The sequence below is a fragment of the Micromonospora yasonensis genome (genome assembly GCF_026013475.1).
GTDB classification, from domain to species: domain Bacteria; phylum Actinomycetota; class Actinomycetes; order Mycobacteriales; family Micromonosporaceae; genus Micromonospora; species Micromonospora yasonensis.
The window spans coordinates 1-20607 of sequence record NZ_JAPDPH010000056.1; the positions used below are offsets into that span (position 1 = coordinate 1).

The 20607-nt window shown below is 73.9% G+C and carries 17 protein-coding genes and 1 pseudogene; 9 read left to right on the forward strand and 9 right to left on the reverse strand.

Annotated elements, in window-relative coordinates:
- A partial coding sequence (locus ONA70_RS14305; protein WP_265006902.1) for a GNAT family N-acetyltransferase occupies positions 1-337 on the reverse strand: 337 nt, incomplete at its 3' end.
- A 91-nt stretch (positions 338-428) separates the two neighbouring features.
- On the opposite strand from ONA70_RS14305, the gene ONA70_RS14310 reads away from it, so the two are divergent.
- On the forward strand, positions 429-929 hold the full coding sequence (locus ONA70_RS14310; protein WP_265006903.1) for a DUF1990 family protein: 501 nt from the start codon (positions 429-431) through the stop codon (positions 927-929).
- Here ONA70_RS14310 and ONA70_RS14315 read toward each other — a convergent pair.
- The 6 genes from ONA70_RS14315 to ONA70_RS14340 form a co-directional block, all read right to left on the reverse strand.
- Positions 923-1837: a DNA-3-methyladenine glycosylase family protein gene (locus tag ONA70_RS14315; protein ID WP_265006904.1), complete on the reverse strand. Its 915-nt coding sequence runs from the start codon at positions 1835-1837 to the stop codon at positions 923-925. The two genes, ONA70_RS14310 and ONA70_RS14315, sit on opposite strands and share 7 nt — an antisense overlap.
- Positions 1838-1923: 86 nt before the next feature.
- Positions 1924-2781, reverse strand: a complete 858-nt coding sequence (locus tag ONA70_RS14320) for a spermidine synthase (RefSeq protein WP_265006905.1) — start codon at positions 2779-2781, stop codon at positions 1924-1926.
- Positions 2781-3749 (reverse strand): hypothetical protein, encoded by a 969-nt coding sequence (locus ONA70_RS14325; protein ID WP_406601194.1) that lies wholly within the window; start codon positions 3747-3749, stop codon positions 2781-2783. The genes ONA70_RS14320 and ONA70_RS14325 overlap by 1 nt, the downstream gene beginning before the upstream one ends.
- 40 nt (positions 3750-3789) lie before the next feature.
- Complete coding sequence (locus ONA70_RS14330; RefSeq protein WP_265006907.1) at positions 3790-6264, reverse strand: SMC family ATPase; 2475 nt, start codon at positions 6262-6264, stop codon at positions 3790-3792.
- Positions 6264-7412: an exonuclease SbcCD subunit D gene (locus tag ONA70_RS14335; protein ID WP_265006908.1), complete on the reverse strand. Its 1149-nt coding sequence runs from the start codon at positions 7410-7412 to the stop codon at positions 6264-6266. The genes ONA70_RS14330 and ONA70_RS14335 overlap by 1 nt, the downstream gene beginning before the upstream one ends.
- A gap of 10 nt (positions 7413-7422) precedes the next feature.
- Positions 7423-9171, reverse strand: a complete 1749-nt coding sequence (locus ONA70_RS14340) for an ATP-binding protein (RefSeq protein WP_265006909.1) — start codon at positions 9169-9171, stop codon at positions 7423-7425.
- A gap of 225 nt (positions 9172-9396) precedes the next feature.
- Between ONA70_RS14340 and ONA70_RS14345 the strand changes: the two genes are divergently transcribed.
- The 3 genes from ONA70_RS14345 to ONA70_RS14355 all read left to right on the forward strand — a co-directional run bounded on the left by ONA70_RS14345 (position 9397) and on the right by ONA70_RS14355 (position 13672).
- Entirely contained in the window at positions 9397-11028 is a 1632-nt protein-coding gene (locus ONA70_RS14345) for a hypothetical protein (protein WP_265006910.1), read from the forward strand.
- Positions 10922-11878, forward strand: a complete 957-nt coding sequence (locus tag ONA70_RS14350) for a penicillin acylase family protein (protein ID WP_265006911.1) — start codon at positions 10922-10924, stop codon at positions 11876-11878. Before ONA70_RS14345 ends, ONA70_RS14350 begins: the two co-directional genes overlap by 107 nt.
- Before the next feature lie 255 nt (positions 11879-12133).
- Positions 12134-13672, forward strand: a complete 1539-nt coding sequence (locus tag ONA70_RS14355) for a M4 family metallopeptidase (protein ID WP_265006912.1) — start codon at positions 12134-12136, stop codon at positions 13670-13672.
- A 207-nt stretch (positions 13673-13879) separates the two neighbouring features.
- Here ONA70_RS14355 and ONA70_RS14360 read toward each other — a convergent pair.
- Together ONA70_RS14360 and ONA70_RS14365 are read right to left on the reverse strand one after the other, a co-directional pair.
- Positions 13880-14058, reverse strand: a pseudogene (locus ONA70_RS14360) (alpha/beta fold hydrolase); the annotation flags it as partial.
- 82 nt (positions 14059-14140) lie between these two features.
- The gene (locus tag ONA70_RS14365) at positions 14141-14926 is read right to left on the reverse strand and encodes a pyrimidine reductase family protein (protein ID WP_265006913.1); all 786 of its coding nucleotides are present in this window, start codon (positions 14924-14926) and stop codon (positions 14141-14143) included.
- Positions 14927-15075: 149 nt separating this feature from the next.
- Here ONA70_RS14365 and ONA70_RS14370 point away from each other — a divergent pair, with 149 nt between their 5' ends.
- The 5 genes from ONA70_RS14370 to ONA70_RS14390 all read left to right on the forward strand — a co-directional run bounded on the left by ONA70_RS14370 (position 15076) and on the right by ONA70_RS14390 (position 20604).
- Complete coding sequence (locus ONA70_RS14370; RefSeq protein WP_265006914.1) at positions 15076-15621, forward strand: plasmid pRiA4b ORF-3 family protein; 546 nt, start codon at positions 15076-15078, stop codon at positions 15619-15621.
- 243 nt (positions 15622-15864) lie between these two features.
- Complete coding sequence (locus tag ONA70_RS14375) at positions 15865-17178, forward strand: ABC transporter substrate-binding protein (protein WP_265006915.1); 1314 nt, start codon at positions 15865-15867, stop codon at positions 17176-17178.
- Between the two features lie 115 nt (positions 17179-17293).
- Positions 17294-18268, forward strand: a complete 975-nt coding sequence (locus ONA70_RS14380) for a carbohydrate ABC transporter permease (protein WP_265006916.1) — start codon at positions 17294-17296, stop codon at positions 18266-18268.
- A gap of 9 nt (positions 18269-18277) precedes the next feature.
- Complete coding sequence (locus tag ONA70_RS14385; protein WP_265006917.1) at positions 18278-19174, forward strand: carbohydrate ABC transporter permease; 897 nt, start codon at positions 18278-18280, stop codon at positions 19172-19174.
- Positions 19171-20604 carry a GH1 family beta-glucosidase gene (locus tag ONA70_RS14390; protein WP_265006918.1) on the forward strand — a complete coding sequence of 478 codons (1434 nt, stop codon included), beginning with the start codon at positions 19171-19173 and terminating at the stop codon, positions 20602-20604. The genes ONA70_RS14385 and ONA70_RS14390 overlap by 4 nt, the downstream gene beginning before the upstream one ends.
- Positions 20605-20607 lie beyond the last annotated feature (3 nt).

Genomic DNA, 20607 nt, shown 5'->3' on the forward strand with positions numbered 1-20607 from the left:
CGGGGTCTTGCAGGAGAAGTTCGCGGGCTTGCCGTAGGCGGCGCCCGCCGATGCCGCGCCCCTGCTGGTCCGGCGCGACCGAGAGCCGGCCGACGTGGGCGGTGTCGCCGTCGATCCGGGCGCGTATCGAGCCGACGAGGCGGGGCCCGAGCCGGGCGGCCAGCACCACGGCCGGGCCGGCCAGGGCGGCGCGGACCTCGTCCAGGGTCTCGGTCAGCGGCGGCAGGAACAGGTCCCGGTAGCGCTGCGCCTCCACCAGGTACGCGGCGCGCTGCACGGTGAGGATCTCACCGGCGTCCGCGACACCGGCCGGGGCGATGGTCACCTGATCGGTCACCCGGCAAGCCCACCACAGCCCGCCGCGCCGCCGCCGGGCGGCCCACCCGGCCCGGCCGTACGCTGGCGGTGTCCCGCGTGAGGAGGTGGCCGTGCCCGAGCTGACGTACGCCGAGGTGGGGGCGACCCGCGACGGACGCCTGCCGGCCGGCTACCACCACCTGCGCCACCGGGTCCGGCTGCCGGCCGGCTGCTTCCCGGTCGCGGCGGACGCCGTGCTCGGCTGGCGGCTGCACCGGGCGGCCGGCGTAGTGATGCGCACCGACGCGCCGCGCGCCGACGCGGGCGTGCGGGTCACCCCGGGGCTCGGGGTCGGGCCGCTGCGGATCTGGGGGCCCACCGAGGTGGTCTGGGCGCTGGACGAGCCGGACCGGGCCGGGTTCGGCTACGGCACGCTGCCCGGGCACCCGGAGGTCGGCGAGGAGGCGTTCCTGGTGCGCCGGGACGGGGACGCGGTCGTCTTCGAGATCACCGCGTTCAGCCGGCCGGCCCACCGCTGGGTACGCGCGGCCGGGCCGGTCGGCCGGGCAGCGCAGCACGCGTACGCCTGGTGGCTGGGGCGTACCCTGCGCCGGCTCTGCGCCGGTCAGTAGGCGGCGAAGGAGCGGATGGTCGCCCGGGGCCCGTACCGGGGCGCCTGGATGCCGGCGGCTTCCAGCAGCAGGCAGACCCGCCCCCGGTGGCCCCGGAACGGCGCCAGCAGGGCCAGCATCCGCGCGTCGTCGCCGCGCGGCTCCCCGGCCAGGGCCCAGGCGACCGTGTTGGGGATGTGGTAGTCGCCGACGCTGACCGCGTCCGGGTCCCCGTACGCGACGCGGACCACCTCGGCGGCGGTCCACGGGCCGATGCCGGGGATCGCGGTGAGCCGGCGGGTGGCCTCCGCGGCATCGGCGCAGCGTTCCAGCCGGTCCGCGACGGCGGCCGCCCGGCGCAGCGTGTCGGCCCGGCGCTGCTCCACGCCGAACGGGTGGAAGACCCAGTACGGCGTGGCCGCCACGGCCGCCGCCTCCGGCGGCAGCAGCAGGGGTTGCAGCGGGCCGGGTGCCGGCTCCCGGAAGTGCCGCACGGTCGCCGCGTACGCCCGGTACGCCTCCTTGCCGGTGACCTTCTGCTCGAAGACGGCCCGCAGCACCCGGGGGAAGACCAGCCCGGTGGCCGGCATCCGCAGCCCGTGGTGTTCCCGGGCCAGCCGGGCGACGAGGGGGTGCGCCGCCGCGAGTTCGGCGAAGCCGGTCAGGTCGTCGCGCAGCCCGGCCACCGCGTCGGCCCGGTCGACCACCCAGTCCGCCCCGGGGCCGTATCCCTCGGCGACGAGGTCGCCCGCCTCGGGCCGCAGCGCGAGGGTGGCCGGCCCGGCCGGGGTGCGGGTGGCCCACCAGAAGGTGCCCGCGGCGATCCGGGCGCACGGGTCGTACGCGCTGAAGGTGAGCCCGCGCACCGAGGCGGCCAGCCGGTAGCCGGCCGGTGGGCGCAGCGTCCGGCGGGCGGCGGGGGAGGTCACCCCGCCACTCTGCCATGCGGGTGTTCCGTGACGGGCGACACCGCCGACGCGTACGGGCCGACGACGGTGGCCGGCCGCGCCGCGGATCAGCGACCCACGGAGAAGATCCCGGGCGGTGGCGGGGTGGAGTCGGTGGCGTCCGCGTCGTGGACCACGGCAGCGCCGCCGGCGAACCGGTCCAGCTCGTCGGCGGCCAGCACCCGGCCGGGGAACCAGTCCCCGGCGGCCCGCCGGGTCAACTCCGGCACCGGCGGATCGACCCGGGCCGCGACCAGCACCAGGTTGCCGTAGCGCCGGCCGCGCAACACCGCCGCGTCGCCTACCAGGCAGGCCCGGGGCAGCACCGCCCGCACCGTGGCCACCTGGGCGCGGGCGTGCCGCAGCGGCGGACCGTCGGCGATGTTGGCCAGGTAGAACCCGTCGGGCCGGAGCACCCGGGCCACCTCTGCGGCGTACTCCACGGAGGTCAGATGGGCCGGGGTACGCGCGCCGGCGAAGACGTCGGCGACCACCACGTCGTAACTGGCGTCCCGGCTCGACGTGAGGGCGGCCCGGGCATCGGCCACCCGGACCCGCAGCCGCGGGTCGCTCGGCCAGGGCAGCGCCCGGCGTACCAGGTCCACCAGCGCTCCGTCCACCTCGGACACCCGTTGGGTGGAGCCGGGGCGGGTGGCGGTGACGTACCGGGGCAGGGTCAGCGCGCCGCCGCCGAGGTGCAGTACCCGCAGCGGGGCGCCCGCCGGGGCGACCAGGTCGAGCGCGGCGGCCAGCCGGCGGACGTACTCGAACTCCAGGTGCGTCGGGTCGGCCAGGTCCACGTGCGACTGCGGGGCGCCGTCCAGCAGCAGGGTCCACGAGCCCGGCCGGTCCGGGTCGGGCACCAGTTCGGCCTGCCCGGTGTCGACCTGCTCGACCACCCGGTCGACGCCGCGTCGGCGGCCCATCAGCGGCGGCCCGCCCGGGCCGCGCCGATCAGCACCCGGTGCAGCAGGCGGGCGTCGCCGAGCAGCCCGCGCAGCCGGCGCTCCAGGCCGGCGATCGGGATCAGGTTCTGCGGGGCCCGCGGGTCCTTGTACGGGCTGGAGGCGAACCGGGGCAGGGTGACCAGGGAGAGGTCGGCCAGCTCGATCGCCTCGGTCTCGGTCAGCTCGGCCGAGCACTCCATCCGGACGATGCCCGCCCAGGGCGCGCCACCGGCCACCGGCAGCCGCAGATACCAGGAGTAGCCGCCCCACGCGGTGCCCAGCCGGAACACCGGGCAGCGCTGCCCCGGGGCCAGGCCGGTCACCACCGTGGTCAGCCGGGCGTCGAGGTACTGGCTGTGCTGGGTCTTGATGTAGCCCAGGGTGCGGGGCAGGTTGCGGCGGCTGCGCAGCGGCCCGTCCACCACCAGCAGGTCGCCGTCGGTGCGTACCGCGTCGGAGACCGCCACCTCCAGCGCGGTCAGCGGCGCCTGCACCGCGGCGGGCAGCTTGCTCAGCTCACCGGTGCCGCCGACCCGGTGCACCGGGTAGCGGATCGACCCGGCCACCACGTCCTGCGCGGACGGGCTGGCGGTGAACAGCCCCCGGCCCACCTTCGACCCGGCCAGCTCGGCCGCGCCCCGGTCCAGGTCGCAGCGGACCACCCCGGCCGCGTACGAGGCGGCGATGCCCGGGTACGAGCCGCCGTCGTCCTCGGCCGTCCAGACGCTTGCATCGATCCGGCGCACCCCGTCGACCAGCAGCACCACGTCCGGGGCGACCACGTCCGGCCGGGCGCCGATGGCCCGCCAGTCGGTGGCCGGCAACTCGACGTCGGCGTCGACCTGGGCGCTGCTCGGCGCGGCCGGACCGCCCCCGCCGGCCGCCTCGAACGACGCCCCGTACGCCGGGTCCCACGCGTCGACGTAGAACCTCACCGCGCCGACCACCTTCCGTTCGCGACTGCGGGGCTCCGCTGCGCCGCGCTCCTCACAGGCCCGTCCGTTCGACGCGGGCGGTACGCGCGTCCTTGCGGACCTCGAAGCGGACCGGGATCCGCTCGGCGAGCGCCGGCACGTGGGTGACCACGCCGACCATCCGGTCGCCCCGGGCGGCCAGGCTCTCCAGGGTGGCCGCGACCGTGTCCAGGGTGGCCGCGTCGAGGGTGCCGAAACCCTCGTCGAGAACGATCGACTCCAGGCTGGCAGCGGTGGTGGACATCCCGGCGAGCTGCTCGGAGAGCGCGAGGGCCAGCGCCAGCGAGGCCTGGAACGTCTCCCCGCCGGAGAGCGTGCGCACGCCCCGGCGCAGCCCGGCGTCGTGGTGGTCGACCACGAAGAACTCACCCTTGTCGTGCACCAGGTCGTACTGGCCGTTGGACAGCTCGCGCAGGATCCGCGACGCGCCGTCGACCAGCAGGTCCAGCGCCTCGGCGAGCAGCCAGCGCTCGAAGTTGTTGGCCCGCAGGTGCCCGGCGAGGGCCCGGGCGATGCGCGACTCCCGCTCGTGCCCGGCCCGCTGTTCGTGCAGCTCGGCGGCCTGCTCGCGGCGCTCCTCCAGCCGGCGTAGCTCCGCCTCGGCGCGCTCCACGGCCACCGCCGCGTCCCGCAGCGGGTCGTCCGCCGGATCCAGCCCGGCGGCGGTGAACAGCCCGGCGATCCGTGTCGCCACCTCGCCCGCGGCGGTCTCGGCCGCGTCGACCACGGCGACCAGCCCGTCCCGGTCGGCCCGCCGCCGGTCGGCCTGCTCGCCGGCCCAGCCGGCGAGGGCGGCCCAGGCGGCGGCCACATCGTCCCGGTCGGCGGCGGGCGGGCCGAACCGGGCCAGCCCGTCCCGGACGGCGTCGAAGTCCCGCCACGCGCGGCGCAGCCGCTCCTGCGCGCCGTCGAGCGCGCCCCGGGCCCGGCGGGCGGCGTCCCGGCCGGCCCGGACCGCGCAGGCCGCCTCCTCCAGGGCGCGGCGCAGCCGGGCGTGCTCGGCCAGGGTCTCCCGCAGCGTCTCCGGCGCGGCCGCGTCGGCGAGCTGCTCGTCCAGCTCGGCCAGCCGGGCCCGGAGCTGGTCGTGCTCGGTGCGGGCGCGCAGTAGCACCCGGTCCAGCTCGCGCGCGGCGGTGTCGCGCTCCTGCACCATCCGCTTCGCCGCCTCGCTGGCCGTCCGGGCCGCCTTGCCGGCCTCGACCGCCCGGGCCACCGCCGACCCCTTCGGCACCGCCGGCACCCGCGCGACCGGCTGCTCGCAGACCGGGCACGCTGCCCCGTCGACCAGGTGCGCCCGCAGCGCCACCGCCTGGTCGGTGGCCTTGGCCTCCTCGTGCGCCCGGAACGCCGCCTCCAGCTGCGCCTCGGCTCGTTCGGCGGCGGCCCGGGCCGCCGCGAGCGCGTCGGCCGCAGCGTCGTGCTCGGTCTGCGCCGCGGTCACCGCCGTGCGGACCGCCGCCAGCTCGCCGGCCAGCCGCTCCCGGTCGGCGTGCGCCTTGAGCAGCAGGCGCAGCACGCTCTCGTCGCCGGCCGCGGCCAGCTCGCCGCGCAGCTTCTCCTCGCGTTCCTCGGCCAGCCCGACCGCCGCCGCGGACTCGTCGGCCGCCGCCCGGGCGCTGGCCACCGCCCGGGCCAGCTCCGCGGTCCCGTCCGGCGGCCGGACCCCGGCCAGCACGGCCAGCTCCGCGTCGAGCGCGGCGAGCGCCGCCGCCTGCTCCCGGGCCGTCGCCCGGGCCTGGTCCAGCTCCGGTACGGCGGCCGCGACCGCCCCGGCCAACTCCCGCATCCGGTCGACCCGCTCCCGCGCGCCGGCGAGGGTCTCGTCGTCGACGTCGGCGAGCCCGCCGAGCATCCGGTCGACCGCCTCCAGCTTCGCCTCGGCCTGGCCGGCCCGCTCGGTGGCCCGCTTCTGCACCTCCTCGTAGATGCCCAGGCCGAGCAGGTTGACCAGGATCTGCTGCCGGGTGGCCGGCTTGGCGTGCAGGAAGTCGGCGAACTGCCCCTGCGGCAGCACCACGCAGCTGGTGAACTGCTCGTACGGCAGCCCGACCGCGTCCAGCACCGCCTGCTCCATCTCGGCGGGGGTGCCGGCCACCACCTCGCCGAGGTCCTCCGGGCTGAGCCCGGTGTCGAGCTTGGTGACGTCGAAGCCGGGCGGCATCAGCTGCAACCCGGCATTGGCGGTCTTCACCGTGCCCCGGCCGTCCCGGCGGACCACCCGGGTGGCCACGTACCGGTCGCCGGCGGACTCGAAGACCAGCCGCACCCGGGCCTCGGTGGCGGAGGGGGCGAGCGCGTTGGCCAGCCCCCGGGTGCCGCCCCACCGGGGCACGGTGCCGTAGAGGGCGAAGCAGATCGCGTCGAGCACCGTCGACTTGCCGGAGCCGGTCGGCCCGACCAGGGCGAAGAAGTCCGCGTCGGTGAAGTCGACGGTGGTCTCCTCGCGGAAGACGGTGAAGCCGGCCATGTCCAGCCGCATCGGTCGCATCAGTGGTCCACCTCCTCGAGCAGCTCGTCGAAGAGTTCCTGGACGCCCTCGTCGACGTGCCCGCGGCTGCCCAGGTAGTCGGCGAAGAGCTCGCGCGGCGAGCGGCCGGCCCGCTGCGCGGTGCGGGTGGCGCTGCCGGGGGCGGGCACCAGCTCCGGGTCGATCCGGATCTCCAGCGCCCGGGGCAGCAGCTCCTGCACCTCCTCGCGCAGCCCGGCGCGGGGCTGCTCGCGGACGTAGACCCGCAGCCAGCCCTCGGGGGCGTCGATCTCGGCGAGCTGGGCCAGGGTGCCGCGGACCGTGCGCAGCGGCACCGCACCCGGCACCGGCACCTCCCGCACCTGCGCCGCGGTCGTCGCGGTGACCTCGACGATCGTCACCGAGCCGACGTTCTCCTGCTCGCCGAAGTCGACCGCGAGGGGGCTGCCGCTGTAGCGGATCGGGCAGGGGCCGATCACCCGCTGCGAGCGGTGCAGGTGGCCCAGGGCCACGTAGTGCGCGTTGCCGGGGAAGACCGTGGCCGGCACCGCGTAGCCCAGCACGGTGTGCGCGTCCCGCTCGCCGCCGCCGGTGCTCGCCCCGACCACGGTGAGGTGCGCGGTGACCAGGTGCACCCGGTCCGGCTCGGTGAAGCCCTCGGCGAGCCGGGCGAGCACCCGGCCGAGGTGGTCGGCGTACGTCTGGTTGGCCTCGGCGGCGGTCAGCTCGTACATCTCCACGGCCCGGACCGCGTACCGCTGGGAGAGGAAGGGCAGTGCGGCGAGCTGCCAGCGCTCGCCGCCCGCGGTGACCCCGTCGATGATGTGCTCGGCCGGGTTGTCCCGCACGCTGCCGCGCAGCGTGATGCCGGCCGCCTCGGCCCAGGGGCGCAGCGCGTCGAGGGCTTGACCGTTGTCGTGGTTGCCGCCGACCGCCACCACGTCCGCCCCGGTCCGCCGCAGCGCGGTCAGCGCCCGGGTGACCAGGCGGGTCGCCTCCGGGGTGGGCGCGGCGGTGTCGTAGAGGTCGCCGGCCACGATGACCAGGTCGGGCCGCTCGGTGCGGGCGATCTCGATCACCTGCGCGAGGACCTGCTTGTGCTCGTCGGCGCGCGGCTGCCCCTTGAGCACCTTGCCGACGTGCCAGTCGGAGGTGTGCAGGATCTTCATGACCGGCCCCTCAGAACGGGATGTCGTCGTCGGCGGTGCCGGAGCCCACCACCGCGAACGGGTCGGCCGCCTGGGTGATCGAGCGGAGCGTCTCCGACGGCGCCCGGCCGGCCTCGGAGACCCGGGTGGCCCAGGCCGGGAAGGGGAACTCCAGGCAGAGCGGCACCGGGATGTCCGGCTGGTTGACGAACATGGTGCCCGGCTTGGCCAGCAGCGCCCGCTGTCGCTGGGCGGGCGGGAGGAAGCCGTATTCCGGGCGGGACGCCTCGGCTGGGTCGAGCCGGCCGACCACCCGGATCGCCGAGTTGGTGACGATCCGCCGCTCCACCTCGCTGGCGGTCTGCTGCGCGCCGACCAGGATCACCCCGAGCGAGCGCCCCCGTTCGGCGATGTCGAGCAGCACCTCCTTGATCGGGGAGGAGCCCTCGCGCGGGGCGTACTTGTTGAGCTCGTCGAGGACCACGAAGAGCAGCGGCTTGGCGGTGCCGGCCTTCTCCTTGCGCTCGAACTCGCTCTTGAGCGTCACACCGACCACGAAGCGCTGCGCCCGGTCCGGCAGGTTGTGCAGGTCGACCACGGTGACCTGGGCGCTCTCCGACGTGTTGATCGAGTGCGGGCGGCGGGTGGCCAGGTCGCCCCGGATCAACCGGCCGAGGTCCTTCTTGCTGCCGATCAGCCGGCGGGCGAACGCGTTGACCGTGCCCAGCCCCACCGCGCTGCCCGCCCAGTCGCCCCGGGTCTCGTCGTCGTTGAGCTGCTCGACGATGTGGTCGACCAGGTCGGCGTACGAGCCGAGCCGGACCCCGTCGATGCTCACCCCGCCGTCGGCGGGCTGGGCGTACCGGGCCAGGTGGGCGGCGACCGAGTGCACCACCATCGTGTACTGCTGCCGTTCGTCGTCGGCGTCGGCGAAGACGTAGGGCAGCAGGCGGTCGGCGCAGAACTCGCTCAGCGTCCAGTAGAAGCTGTCCACCCCGGTGAGCCGGCTGCTCACGTCCGGCGTGCCGGAGGAGTCGCCGACCCGGGGCGGGGCGTGGACCCGGACGTCGGGGAACGCGCCGGCGGCCAGGCCGAGCTTCGCGTAGCCGGCGCGGGTGGCGTCGTCGAGCCGGGCGTTGGGGTGGTCGAGGAAGAGCAGATCCTCGCCCTTGACGTTGAAGATGAGCGCCTTGGCGTTGACCGCGTCGCCGCCGAGCACCCCGGACCGGAAGACCGAGTAGAGCAGGAACGTGGCGAAGCTGGTCTTGGTGGCCACCCCGGAGATGCCGGAGATGGAGACGTGCGCACCCCGGGTGCCGTCGAGGAAGTCGGCGTTCAGGTAGACCGGGACGCCGTCGCGGCCCATGCCCATCGGGATGCGCCGCTCCATCCGGTCGAAGTGCAGCGCCCGGGCCCGGGCGTCGCCCTCGGCCCGGTGCACCACGGCGCCCGGGGTGGGCGGCACGTAGAACTCCGGGTCGACCCGGGTGGTGGTGACCTCGGCGGCCTCCTGGACCTGGGCCGGCAGGGTGCCGTCGGCGATGGCGAAGACGTCGGAGTCGAACTGCGCCCCCTCGTGCCGGGCACGCACCTGGGTGACCACGCCGGCGATGGTCACCGGCTCACGGTCGGGCAGCTCGCGGCGGGTCACCACCACGTCGTCGAGCTGCAGGTAGCTGCCGGGGGAGACGGCGGTCCAGAAGGTGAGCGGGGTGGCGTCGGCGGTGCCGAGCACCCGGCCGACCCCGTCGCCGGGGCCGTCGATCAGGTCGTCGGTCATCGGCGGTCTCCGGTCGGCTGGTCGTCTCGGTCGCGGCGCACGACCTGCATCCTGCCCGAGGGATGCGACAGGTTGCCACGCGACGCGGCGGACGCCACGGGACGGAGCCGACGACCTTGCCGAGCGGGGTCGCGTGAGCACGCCGCGTACGGGCAGAGCTCGCGCTGTTTCCGCCCCGTCCCGGGACGATCCGCGAGATCCTGCAAGGGAAAAGCGGGAGTGGACATGACATCGACACGGCGGCGGTCGGCCGGGCTGCTCGTCCTGGCTGTGCTGCCGCCGGTGGTCGAGGAGGCGCTACTGGTCGCGGTCGACTTCCACGCCGCCCGTGGACTCGCCCCGCAGGCCACCGCCGTCTGGCCCTACGACTCCTACCACGACCTGCGCTGGCTGCTGGTCTACCACGACTCGTGGCTGGCCTTCGTGGTCGGGCTGCTCGCCGTCCTGGCGGCCCGGGGGGTGCTCTCCGCCGGGCTGACCGCGCTGGCCTGGCCGGCCGGCACGCCGCGTCCGAGCTGGGGCTGGCTGGTCCGGCGCAATCTGGAGGTCGCGGCGCTGGCCGCGGTGGTCATCTCGCCGTGGGCCGCGCTCTCCGTCGCCTTCTCCGCGGTGGCGCTCTCCTGGTACCTGTTCGCCTCGCTCGCCCCGATGCTGGTGCTCGCCCCCTTCCTGGCCCGCGCCGGCGTGGTTCCCCGGTGGTGGCGTGGCCTGCCGACGATCGAGTTGTTCGGCTGGTCGTCGCTGAACTTCGTGGTGCTCACCGTGGCCGGCGCGGTGATCTCCAGCGCGCCGGACTGGTGGGCGGTGGTGGTGGCCGGCCTGGCCGGCCTGGCGAACGCGCTGCTCTGGCAACGGGCCGTGGCCGCGGCGGCGCGGCCGGCCCGGATCCGGCTGCCCCGCGTCCCGGTCGCCCCGATCGCGATCGTCCTGACCATCGCGGGGGCGGTGTTCGCCCAGTCGCTGGTCGGTGTCGCCGCCGGTGACCGGATCGCGTGGCGGCCGCCGATCCTCGCCGAACGGCTACCGGACCGGGTGCCGTACGCGGTGATCGTCCTCGGCGGGCACGACTCCCGCTGGGACGGCGACCCACCCGCCGATCCGCGGGGCGAACTGTTCTCCTACCGCGGGCTGGACGCGAACGGCCGGCCGCTGCCGTACCTGCCGGACGCGACCCACCAGTCGCTCGACGCCAGCGCCGCCATGCTCGCCAAGCAGGTGGCCGCGCTGCACGGCCGCACCTCCCGGCCGATCGCCCTGATCGGCCAGAGCGAGGGATCGATGGTGGCGCGGACCTATCTGGAGCGGCTGCCCCGGGGCCCGGTGGCCGCCGCGGTGATGTTCAGCCCGCTCATCCAGGCCGGCCGGACCTACTACCCGCCGCCGGGGCACGAGGGGTGGGGGGTCGCGGCGGGCTGGGAGTTGCGGGTCCTGCTCTGGCTGGCGAACCTCCCCAGGCCGGTGAAGGACGAACCCGACGAGCCGTTCGTCCGCTCGGTGCTGAGCGACGCGCCGTTCTACCGCAACCGCATCCTCTGCCCGGTGCCGGGCGTCCGCATGATCGCCTTCCTGCCCACGGTCAGCGCCGCCGAGGCCCCGCCCGGCGAGTACAGCCGCATCCCCGTCTTCCAGGCGCCGGCGCTGCACGGCGGGCTGGTCGGCGAGCGGTCGGTCGAGGATCACGTGACCGCCTTCCTGGCCGGCGCGCAGGTGGCTCAGGCCGCCGGGGAGTACGAACTGCTCCAGCGGCTGGGTGCCGCCTGGCAGGCGCCACCCCTGCTGCTGTCGCTCAACCCGCTGTGGTCGGCGACCCGGGAGGCTGATCCGGCCCAGAGCGGCCGGGTCTGCGAGCCGCGCTGAACCTCCGGCCCATCACCCCGCCCCGCCCTGGGCCCGCCCCCCGATCGCCAATAGGGGCAGCGAGTCGATCCTCAGCGTCGAGGAGGAACTGGCCAAGGGCGGTTTCACCACCGGGTCGATGCGGCAGATGCTGTTCACCAACCGGAGCCGGGTCGCCGAACTCGCGGCGGCGGACACCGCCCGGATGTGCGCCGCGTTCCCCGGTGGGATGGCTCCCTCGGCCGGCGGGCCGGTCGACGTCACCCCGGCCTGTGCCGCCCTGAGCACCTGGGACCACACCTACTCGCTGGACAGTCGGGGCTCGCTGCTCTTCGAGCGGTTCATCATGCGGCTGGTGCCGAGCGCCCCGGTGCCCGCCTCCCTGCCGTGGAAGGTGCCGTTCGATCCGCGGAACCCGCTGACCACGCCGAACACGCTCGACATCGACCGGGCGAACGTGCAGCAGGCCTTCGGTGACGCCGCCGCCGAGCTGCGGGCCGCGAACATCCCGCTGGACGCCCGGCTCGGCGACCACCAGACGGTGACCCGGGGCGGCCAGCGGATCCCGCTGCCCGGCGGATCGTGGCAGATGGGGATCCTGAACGTGATCCACCCGGTCTGGCACCCGCTGGCGGGCAACGTCGAGGTCGCCACCGGCACCACCTACCTCCAGGTGGTGGGCTTCGGCGGGAGCGCCTGCCCGAACGTGACCACGCTGCTGGCGTCGTCGCAGTCCGCCGACCCGACCTCGCCGTACCACGCCGACCAGACGGCGATGTTCTCGACCGGACAGTGGGTGCCGAGCCGGTTCTGCGAGGAGTCCATCCTCGCGTCACCGGCCTTGCGGGTCGTACGCCTGACGAAGAAGTGACACCGGTGGAGCCGGGAGGTCCCCCTCCCGGCTCCACGTCGCGGTGGTGAACGGGACACCAAAATCCGTGAAAAAAATCTTGGCCGCAAGGCGTGACAGACATGGGGCCGATGCGGCAAGAATGTGCAACAACGCATCGAGGATCTTTCCTCCGTCGATCCCGTGCGCCGTCACGCCCGGTCACCCGCGCCGGACGTGGCCGACCCGCCGGCCGGTACCCCCCCGACCGGCAGTCCTAGTGAAGGTAGGAGTTCCATGCGTCGTACCACCCTCCTGGGCGGCCTGGCCACGGCCGCGCTGCTGGCCGCCGCCGGCAGCCTGCCGACCACCGCCTCCGCCGCCCCCGTGTCCGGTGACGCCTTCACCCGCGCGGTGGCCCAGCTCAAGGCCCACTCGGGCAGCACGCTCGTCACCGACGGCCAGTCGTTCACCCTCCGGAACGTCACCACCGACGCCGACGGCACCGAGCACGTCCGGCTCAACCGCTACCAGGACGGCCTGCCGGTCCTGGGCGGTGACACCGTCGTCCACCTGGGCAAGGGCAACAACTGGAAGGGCGCCAGCCAGAGCCTCGCCGCCGCCCCGACCCGCGGCGCCAAGGCCCGGGTGAGCGCCGCGGCCGCCGGTCGCGCCGCGCTGGCCACCTCGACCGCCGCGAGCCGCCGGGTCGACGGCAGCCAGCTGGTGTACGACGCCGACGCCACCGGCACCGCCCTCGCCTACGAGGTCGTGGTGGGCGGCGCGTACGCCGACGGCACCCCGAGCGAGCTGCACGTGCTGGTCGACGCCACCAGCGGCAAGGTCCGCGATTCGTGGGAGGGCGTGCAGCGCGACGGCACCGGCAACACCTTCCACTCCGGCACGGTGACCGTGGGCAGCACCCTCTCCGTCGGCACCTACCAGCTCGCCGATGGCACCCGGGGCGGCCACAAGACGTACGACCTGAACGGCGGCACCACCGGCACCGGCACCCTGGTCACCAGCGTGTCGAACATCTTCGGCGACGGCACCCTGGCCAACCGGCAGACAGCCGCGGCCGACGCCGCATACGGCGCGCAGGAGACCTGGGACTTCTACAAGAGCACGTTCGGCCGCAACGGCATCCGCAACGACGGCGTCGGGGCGTACAGCCGGGTGCACTACAGCACCAACTACGCCAACGCGTTCTGGCAGGACTCCTGCTTCTGCATGACCTACGGCGACGGGAGCTCCGGCTGGTACCCGCTGACCTCGCTGGACGTGGCCGGCCACGAGATGAGCCACGGCGTCACCAGCAACACCGCCGGCCTGCGCTACAGCGGCGAGTCCGGCGGCCTCAACGAGGCCACCAGCGACATCTTCGGCACCCTGGTCGAGTTCTACGCGAACAACGCCAACGACCCGGGCGACTACCTGATCGGTGAGAAGCTGCGCACCAGCGGCGCTCCGCTGCGGTACATGGACCAGCCCTCCAAGGACGGCTCCTCCGCCAACTGCTGGAGCCGGTCGGTCGGCCGGCTGGACGTGCACTACTCATCCGGTGTGGCGAACCACTTCTTCTACCTGCTCGCCGTGGGCAGCGGCGCGTCGTCGTACGGCAACAGCCCGACCTGCAACGGCAGCACCGTGACCGGCATCGGCAACGCCAAGGCCGGCGCCATCTGGTACCGCGCGCTCACCACCTACATGACCTCGCGGACCGACTACGCCGGTGCCCGCACCGCCACCCTGTCCGCCGCCGCGGACCTCTACGGCACTGGCAGCGTGGAGTACAGCACCGTGGCCGCCGCCTGGTCGGCCGTCTCGGTCAACTGACCGCCCGGTCCGGCGTCGGCGGACTCCTCCGCCGTCGACGTCGGCCGGCAGCGCCTTCCGACCGAGGGGCGCGGGTACGCCGCACGGCGTACCCGCGCCCCTCGTCGTGGCGGCGGCCGTCGTCCGCCCGGGCCTGCTGAGGCGGACGAGGAGCAGGGGCCGGCCTCAGCCCTCGGCCAGCACCTCGCCGAGCCGGGCGGCGAACGCCGGCGGGTCCTCGACGCTGCGGCCGATGCCGCGCGGGTCGGTGGTCAGCACGGTGTGCTCCGCGGCCAGTAGGTCGGCCAGCGGCGCGAAGGCCCCGGCGTCCATCGGGCGGCGACCAGGGCGACGAGGGGGCCCTGTCCGCGTACCTCGTAGTGCAGCCGGCCGTCCGGGACCGCCAGGCTGCCGGCGGAACCGGCGCCCGGTCCGGCCGGCCCGCGGCCGGCGCCCGGCCCGGTCAGCCGGCTCGGCCGGCCGGCCGGGTCAGGCGGCGGGGGCGGCGCCGGCGGACGGCGCCGCGCCCGGGTCGCGGGCGTAGCGGAGCATCAGCACGCCGTCCGCGGCGGCCAGCACGTGCCGCAGCGGCAGCGGGCGGGCGGGGCTTTCGTCCCCGGCGGTGATCCGGCCCGGGCCGGCACCGGCCAGCAGCGGCGCCACCGTCAGGCAGAGCTCGTCCACCAGGTCGGCGGCGGTCAATGCGCCGAACAGCTGCGGCCCGCCCTCGCAGAGCAATTGGTCCAGCCCGCGGCGGCGCAGCTCGGCGAGGCCGGCGGCGAGGTCCACCCGCTCCGCGCCGCAGCGGACGAGGTCGGCCACCTCGGTCAGCCCGGGCGGCGGCTCGACCCCGGCGCGGGTGAGCACCAGCGGCCGGACCGGCGCGTCGGCGAAGCACGCCTGGGCCGGGTCCAGGTCCAGTGAGCCGGAGACGACCACCAGGGTCGGGTACTCGGTCAGACCGTGCTCCCGCCGCCAGGCCCGGCGGTCCTCGCTCAGCCGGACCGCCCGGTAGCCCTCGTGACGCAGCGTGCCGGCGGCCACCACCAGGCCGTCGCAGAGCATCCGGAGCAGGCCGAAGACCCGCTTGTCGGGCGCGCCGGAGAGGCCGGCCGAGTAGCCCGCCAGGGCGACCGCGCCGTCGGCGCTGGCCACGAAGTTCACCCGCAGGTGGGGGCGGTCTGCCCGGCCGTAGAGCGCGGCCAGTTCGGGGTCGGTCAGTGGACCGGTCGCGGGCGTCGGCCAGACCCGCGAGATGGACGTCCCGGCGCTCATTCGCCGGCCGGACCGGTGACCGGCGGGGTGGGTTCGGGGGTACGGTGCTGGCAGTCGCACCACGTCCGGCCTGGACAGTCGTCGTGCCGCCGCTCCCGGCACGCTCGGCAGATCATGCTGGCAGCCTATGCCGAGGAGGGACGGGAAGCATGTCGCGGCAGATCTTCCAGCTCAAGGTGTCCCTGGTCGGGGTCCGGCCGCCGGTGTGGCGGCGGGTGCTGGTCCCCGGCGGCTATACCCTGGACCGCGTGCACCGGGTGGTGCAGCACGCGATGGGCTGGCGGGACTGCCACCTGCACTCGTTCGAGATCGACGGGCACCAGTACGGCGAGCCCGACCCGGACGGTGAGCTGGCGGTCCGCGACGAGCTGGACGTCCGGTTGGACGCGGTGGTGGACAAGGGCTGCCGGTTCCAGTACGTCTACGACTTCGGCGACTGGTGGGAGCACGACCTGCTGGTGGAGGACGTCTGCGCCGCCGACGCGGACGAGCGCTACCCGGTCTGCGTCGACGGGGAGCGGGCCTGCCCGCCGGAGGGGGTCGGCGGTCCGACCGGGCACGCGGTGCTGCTGGCCGCCCTCGCCGATCCCGAGCACCCGGAGCGCCGGGCCATGGGCGAGTGGGCCAGCGCCGGTTTCGACCCGGCCGCCTTCGACGCCGGACGGGCCACCACCCTGCTGCGCCGCTTCTGCTGAGGCCGCCCCGCTGACGGGTGGTAAGCCGACGCGGTAACGATCTGGGAACGCTCCCATAGGCCTATTGACACCCCTGTCACCTGTCGGCAATCTCATGGGAGCGCTCCCGCGAGTGGCCTGGGTCTCATCCCTGCCCGCTCGCGGGGTCGCCGTCGGTGACCGGCCGGTCCGGCGGCGGCGAGCCCGCGCGACAGCACCCCCCACCACACAGATATCGCCTCACCACCGAAAGAGGGGTCTCGGATGAGCGTCCCAACCCACCGTCGGCGATTCGCGGCCATCGCGCTCGCGTCCGTCGCGGTGCTCGCCACCGCCACCGCCTGCGGCGACGACTCGTCGGACAGCGGCAAGAGCGACGGCCCGGTCACCCTGGTCGTCGACGTCTTCGGCGACCAGGGCTTCGGCTACGACGAGCTGTACAAGCAGTACGAAGCGGAGCACCCGAACGTCAAGATCCAGGAGCGCGGCAAGGGCCTCGGCCTGGGCGACTACAACACCCGGCTGACCCAGCAGATCACCGCCGGCTCGGGTGCGGGCGACGTGGTGGCCCTGGAGGAGGGCACCATCGTCCAGTTCTACGCGCAGGCCGACCGGTTCGTGAACCTCGCCGACCACGGGGCGAACGACCTCAAGGGCAACTTCCTGCCGTGGAAGTGGGAGCAGGGCACCACCCCGGACGGCAAGGTGCTCGGCCTCGGCACCGACGTCGGCTCGATGGCGCTGTGCTACCGCAGCGACCTGTTCAAGGCCGCCGGGCTGCCCACCGACCGCGAGCAGGTCGCCGCGCTCTGGCCCACCTGGGACCAGTTCATCGCCACCGGCCAGAAGTTCGCCGCCGCCGACAAGAAGCACAAGTTCGTCGACTCGGCGACCAACTTCTACAACGTGGTGCTCATGCAGATCGCCGGCCAGGGCACCGGCTACACGTACTACGACAAGAGCAACAAGCTGGTCATCGACCAGAACCCGGACGTCAAGTCGGCGTACGACCTCACCACCAAGATGATCGCCGCCGGCCTGTCGAACAATCTCCAGTCGTTCTCCAACGAGTGGAACGCCGGTTTCAAGAACGGCACCTTCGCCACCATCGCCTGCCCGGCCTGGATGACCGGTGTCATCAAGGGCCAGGCCGGTGACGCGGCGGCCGGCAAGTGGGACATCGCCAAGGCCCCCGGCAACGGCGGCAACTGGGGCGGCTCGTTCCTCGGCGTGCCGAAGTCGAGCAAGCACCAGAAGGAGGCCGCGGCGCTGGCCAAGTTCCTGACCAGCGCCAAGGGACAGACCGAGGCGTTCAAGAAGGTCGGCAACCTGCCGTCCTCGCCGCAGGCGCTGGCCGACCCGGCCGTGGTCGACTCGACCAACGACTACTTCAGCAAGGCCCCGGTCGGCAAGATCTTCGCCGCCGGCGCCAGCGACCTGAAGCCGGTCTACCTCGGCCCGAAGAACAACGCGGTCCGTACCGCCGTGGAGAACACCCTCCGCGCGGTGGAGCAGGGCAAGTCCGCCGACGAGCAGTGGCAGGCGGCGCTGAAGAACGGTGCGGCCGCCGGCAAGTGATCCGGCCCGGCCGTCCGCGGGTGGCGTCGACTCCGGCAGTCGGCGCCACCTGCGGTGCCCACCCCTGGCGTCGCCCGTGTGGGCGGGTGGCGCCGGCCGAGGAGAAGGACCTCCCATGAGCCTCGACCTGCACGCCGCGGCGCCGCCCGACCACGCCCGCGGCGGCCGTCCCGCGCACCGCCGCCGCACCTCGTTCACCCGGCTGGACCTGAAGTACTCGCCCTACCTGTACGTCCTGCCGTTCTTCGTGATCTTCGCGGTGTTCAGCGCGTACCCGATCGCGTACACCGTCTGGATCGCGCTGACCGACCGGTCGCCGCTGAACGCGACGATCTCCTTCGTCGGCCTGGACAACTTCGTCGAGCTGATCACCGACGACCCGCAGTTCTGGAACGCGGTGGTCAACACGTTCGGCATGTTCGTGCTCTCCACCGTGCCCCAGCTGATGCTGGCCCTGGTGCTGGCCAACGCGCTCAACCGGAAGCTGCGCGCGCAGACCTTCTTCCGGATGGCCATCGCGATGCCGATCATCACCTCGACCGCGGTCGTCGCGCTGATCTTCTCGATGCTCTACGCCAAGGACTTCGGCCTGGTCAACTGGGCGCTCGACACCATCGGCGTGGACCCGATCGACTGGCGGGCCAACCGGTTCGCCTCCTGGTTCGCCATCTCGACCATGGTCGACTGGCGCTGGGTCGGCTACAACGCCCTGATCTACCTGGCCGCCATGCAGTCCATCAGCAAGGACATGTACGAGGCGGCGGCGCTGGACGGCGCCTCCCGCCGGCGCCAGTTCTGGTCGATCACCATCCCGCAGCTCCGCCCGACAATCATCTTCACGCTGATCATCTCCACCATCGGCGGCCTGCAGCTGTTCACCGAGCCGCTGCTGTTCACCAGCGGTTCCGGCGGCCTCTCCGGCGGCTCGGAGGGGCAGTTCCAGACCATCACGATGTACCTGCTCGACGTGATGAACCAGCGCTTCCGGTGGGGCTACGCCGGCGCCGTCGCGCTCGTGCTCTTCCTGCTCATCGCGCTGATGTCGACGGTGAACTACCTGCTGGCCCGTCGTATCAGCTCCGACAAGTGAGGTGACGAGATGACGACCACCACACTCCGCCCGCCCGCCCGGCCGAGCGCCCCGGCCCGGGCCACCCACCAGGCCGAGCGGCTCTGGAAGGCCAGCCCGCTCACCTGGTTCGGACTGGTCCTCGGGGTCATCCTGTCGCTCTTCCCGTTCTACTGGATGATCGTGATCGCCTCGCGGACCAACGACGCGGCCAACTCCTGGCCGCCGCCGTTCCTGCCCGGTGGCAAGCTCGGCGAGAACATCCAGCGGGTGCTCGACAACGGCGACGCCAACATCGTCAAGGGCCTGCTCAACTCGTTCCTCGTCGCCGGGACGATCACCGTCGCCACGGTCTTCTTCGGCTCGCTCGCCGGCTTCGCGTTCGCCAAGCTCCGGTTCCGCGGCAAGAACGCCCTGTTGCTGATCATCCTGGCCTCGATGATGGTGCCCATCCAGCTCGGCGTGCTGCCGCTGTACATCCTGATGGCGAAGCTCGACTGGCTGAACACCATGCCGTCGGTGACCGTGCCGTTCCTGATCGGCGGCTTCGGGATCTTCATGATGCGCCAGTACGCCGAGCAGGCGGTCCCGAACGAGCTGATCGAGGCGGCCCGGGTGGACGGCTGCTCGACCTGGAAGGTCTACTGGCACGTGGTGGTGCCCGCCCTGCGTCCCGCCGCCGCCGTGCTCGGCCTGCTCACCTTCATGGAGCAGTGGAACCAGTTCTTCTGGCCCTTCGTGGTGCTGGCCGACCCGGCCAACCCGACAGTCCAGATCTCCCTGCGCAGCCTCAACACCGCGTACTTCGCCGACAACTCGCAGATCTTCGCCGGTACGTTGATCGCGACCCTGCCCCTGTTCATCGTGTTCATCCTGTTCGGCCGCCAGATCATCGGCGGAATCATGGAAGGCGCCGTCAAGTCGTGAGCAACCGAGCCAGCCTGCCCGCCGTCGGCGTCCTCGCCCAGGGTTCGGAGATCACCTTCCCGCCCGGCTTCCGCTGGGGCGCGGCCACCGCCGCGTACCAGATCGAGGGCGCGGCGACCGAGGGCGGCCGTACCCCGTCGATCTGGGACACCTTCAGCCACACCGAGGGCCGGACGGTGGCCGGGCACACCGGGGACGTCGCCTGCGACCACTACCGCCGGATGCCCGAGGACGTGCGGCTGATGGCCGACCTGGGGCTGAAGTCGTACCGCTTCTCGGTCTCCTGGCCCCGGGTGCAGCCCGGCGGCAGGGGCCCGGCCAACCCCGCGGGGCTGGACTTCTACCGGCGGCTGATCGACGATCTGCTGGCGCACGGCATCGAACCCTGGCTGACGCTCTACCACTGGGACCTGCCGCAGCCGCTGGAGGACGCCGGCGGCTGGCCGGCCCGGGACACCGCCGCCCGGTTCGCCGACTACGCCCAGCTCGTCGCGGACGCCCTCGGCGACCGGGTGACGTACCTCACCACCCTGAACGAGCCGTGGTGCTCGGCCTTCCTCGGCTACGGCTCCGGCGCGCACGCCCCGGGCCGATCGGACGGGACGGACGCCGTCCGGGCCGGGCACCACCTGCTGCTCGGACACGGGCTGGCCGTGCAGGCGCTGCGGGCCTCCCGGCCGGGCGCCCAGCTCGGCATCACGGTCAACCTCTACCCGGTCACCCCGGCCGGCGACTCGGCCGCGGACGTCGACGCCGCCCGGCGCATCGACGCGCTGGCCAACCGGTTCTTCCTCGACCCCGTGCTGCGCGGGGCGTACCCGGCGGACCTGCTGGCCGACCTGCGCGAGGTCACCGACTTCGGGCACGTCCGGGACGGCGACCTGGCGGTCGTCTCGACCCCGCTGGACATGGTGGGCGTCAACTACTACAGCCGGTACGTGGTCGCCGCGCCGGTCGACAGCACCGAGGCGGAGGCGTACTGGCGGGCGCCGTCGTGCTGGCCGGGCAGCCAGGACGTCCGGTTCGTCACCCGCGGTGTCCCGGTGACCGACATGGACTGGGAGATCGACGCTCCCGGCCTGGTGGAGACGCTGGAGCGGGTCCACCGGGACTACACCGACCTGCCGCTCTACGTGACGGAGAACGGCTCCGCCTTCGTCGACACCGTGGTCGACGGCCGGGTCGACGACCCGGACCGGCTGGCCTACTTCGACGCGCACCTGCGCGCCGCGCACGCCGCGATCGGCGCCGGGGTGCCGCTGAAGGGCTACTTCGCCTGGTCACTGATGGACAACTTCGAGTGGGCCTGGGGCTACACGAAGCGGTTCGGGATGGTCTACGTCGACTACGACAGCCAGGCGCGGATCCCCAAGTCCAGCGCCCGGTGGTACGCCGAGGTGATCCGACGCAACGGTCTGGCCGCACAATAGGCT

Bases quoted from the DNA above. Each gene is read 5' to 3' on its own strand.
- ONA70_RS14320 (WP_265006905.1), bottom strand. From the start codon at position 2,781: ATGGGCCGCCGACGCGGCGTCGACCGGGTGGTCGAGCAGGTCGACACC.
- ONA70_RS14380 (WP_265006916.1), top strand. From the start codon at position 17,294: ATGAGCCTCGACCTGCACGCCGCGGCGCCGCCCGACCACGCCCGCGGC.
- ONA70_RS14330 (WP_265006907.1), bottom strand. From the start codon at position 6,264: ATGCGACCGATGCGGCTGGACATGGCCGGCTTCACCGTCTTCCGCGAG.
- ONA70_RS14355 (WP_265006912.1), top strand. From the start codon at position 12,134: ATGCGTCGTACCACCCTCCTGGGCGGCCTGGCCACGGCCGCGCTGCTG.
- ONA70_RS14345 (WP_265006910.1), top strand. From the start codon at position 9,397: ATGACATCGACACGGCGGCGGTCGGCCGGGCTGCTCGTCCTGGCTGTG.
- ONA70_RS14385 (WP_265006917.1), top strand. From the start codon at position 18,278: ATGACGACCACCACACTCCGCCCGCCCGCCCGGCCGAGCGCCCCGGCC.
- ONA70_RS14335 (WP_265006908.1), bottom strand. From the start codon at position 7,412: ATGAAGATCCTGCACACCTCCGACTGGCACGTCGGCAAGGTGCTCAAG.
- ONA70_RS14375 (WP_265006915.1), top strand. From the start codon at position 15,865: ATGAGCGTCCCAACCCACCGTCGGCGATTCGCGGCCATCGCGCTCGCG.
- ONA70_RS14340 (WP_265006909.1), bottom strand. From the start codon at position 9,171: ATGACCGACGACCTGATCGACGGCCCCGGCGACGGGGTCGGCCGGGTG.
- ONA70_RS14365 (WP_265006913.1), bottom strand. From the start codon at position 14,926: ATGAGCGCCGGGACGTCCATCTCGCGGGTCTGGCCGACGCCCGCGACC.
- ONA70_RS14370 (WP_265006914.1), top strand. From the start codon at position 15,076: ATGTCGCGGCAGATCTTCCAGCTCAAGGTGTCCCTGGTCGGGGTCCGG.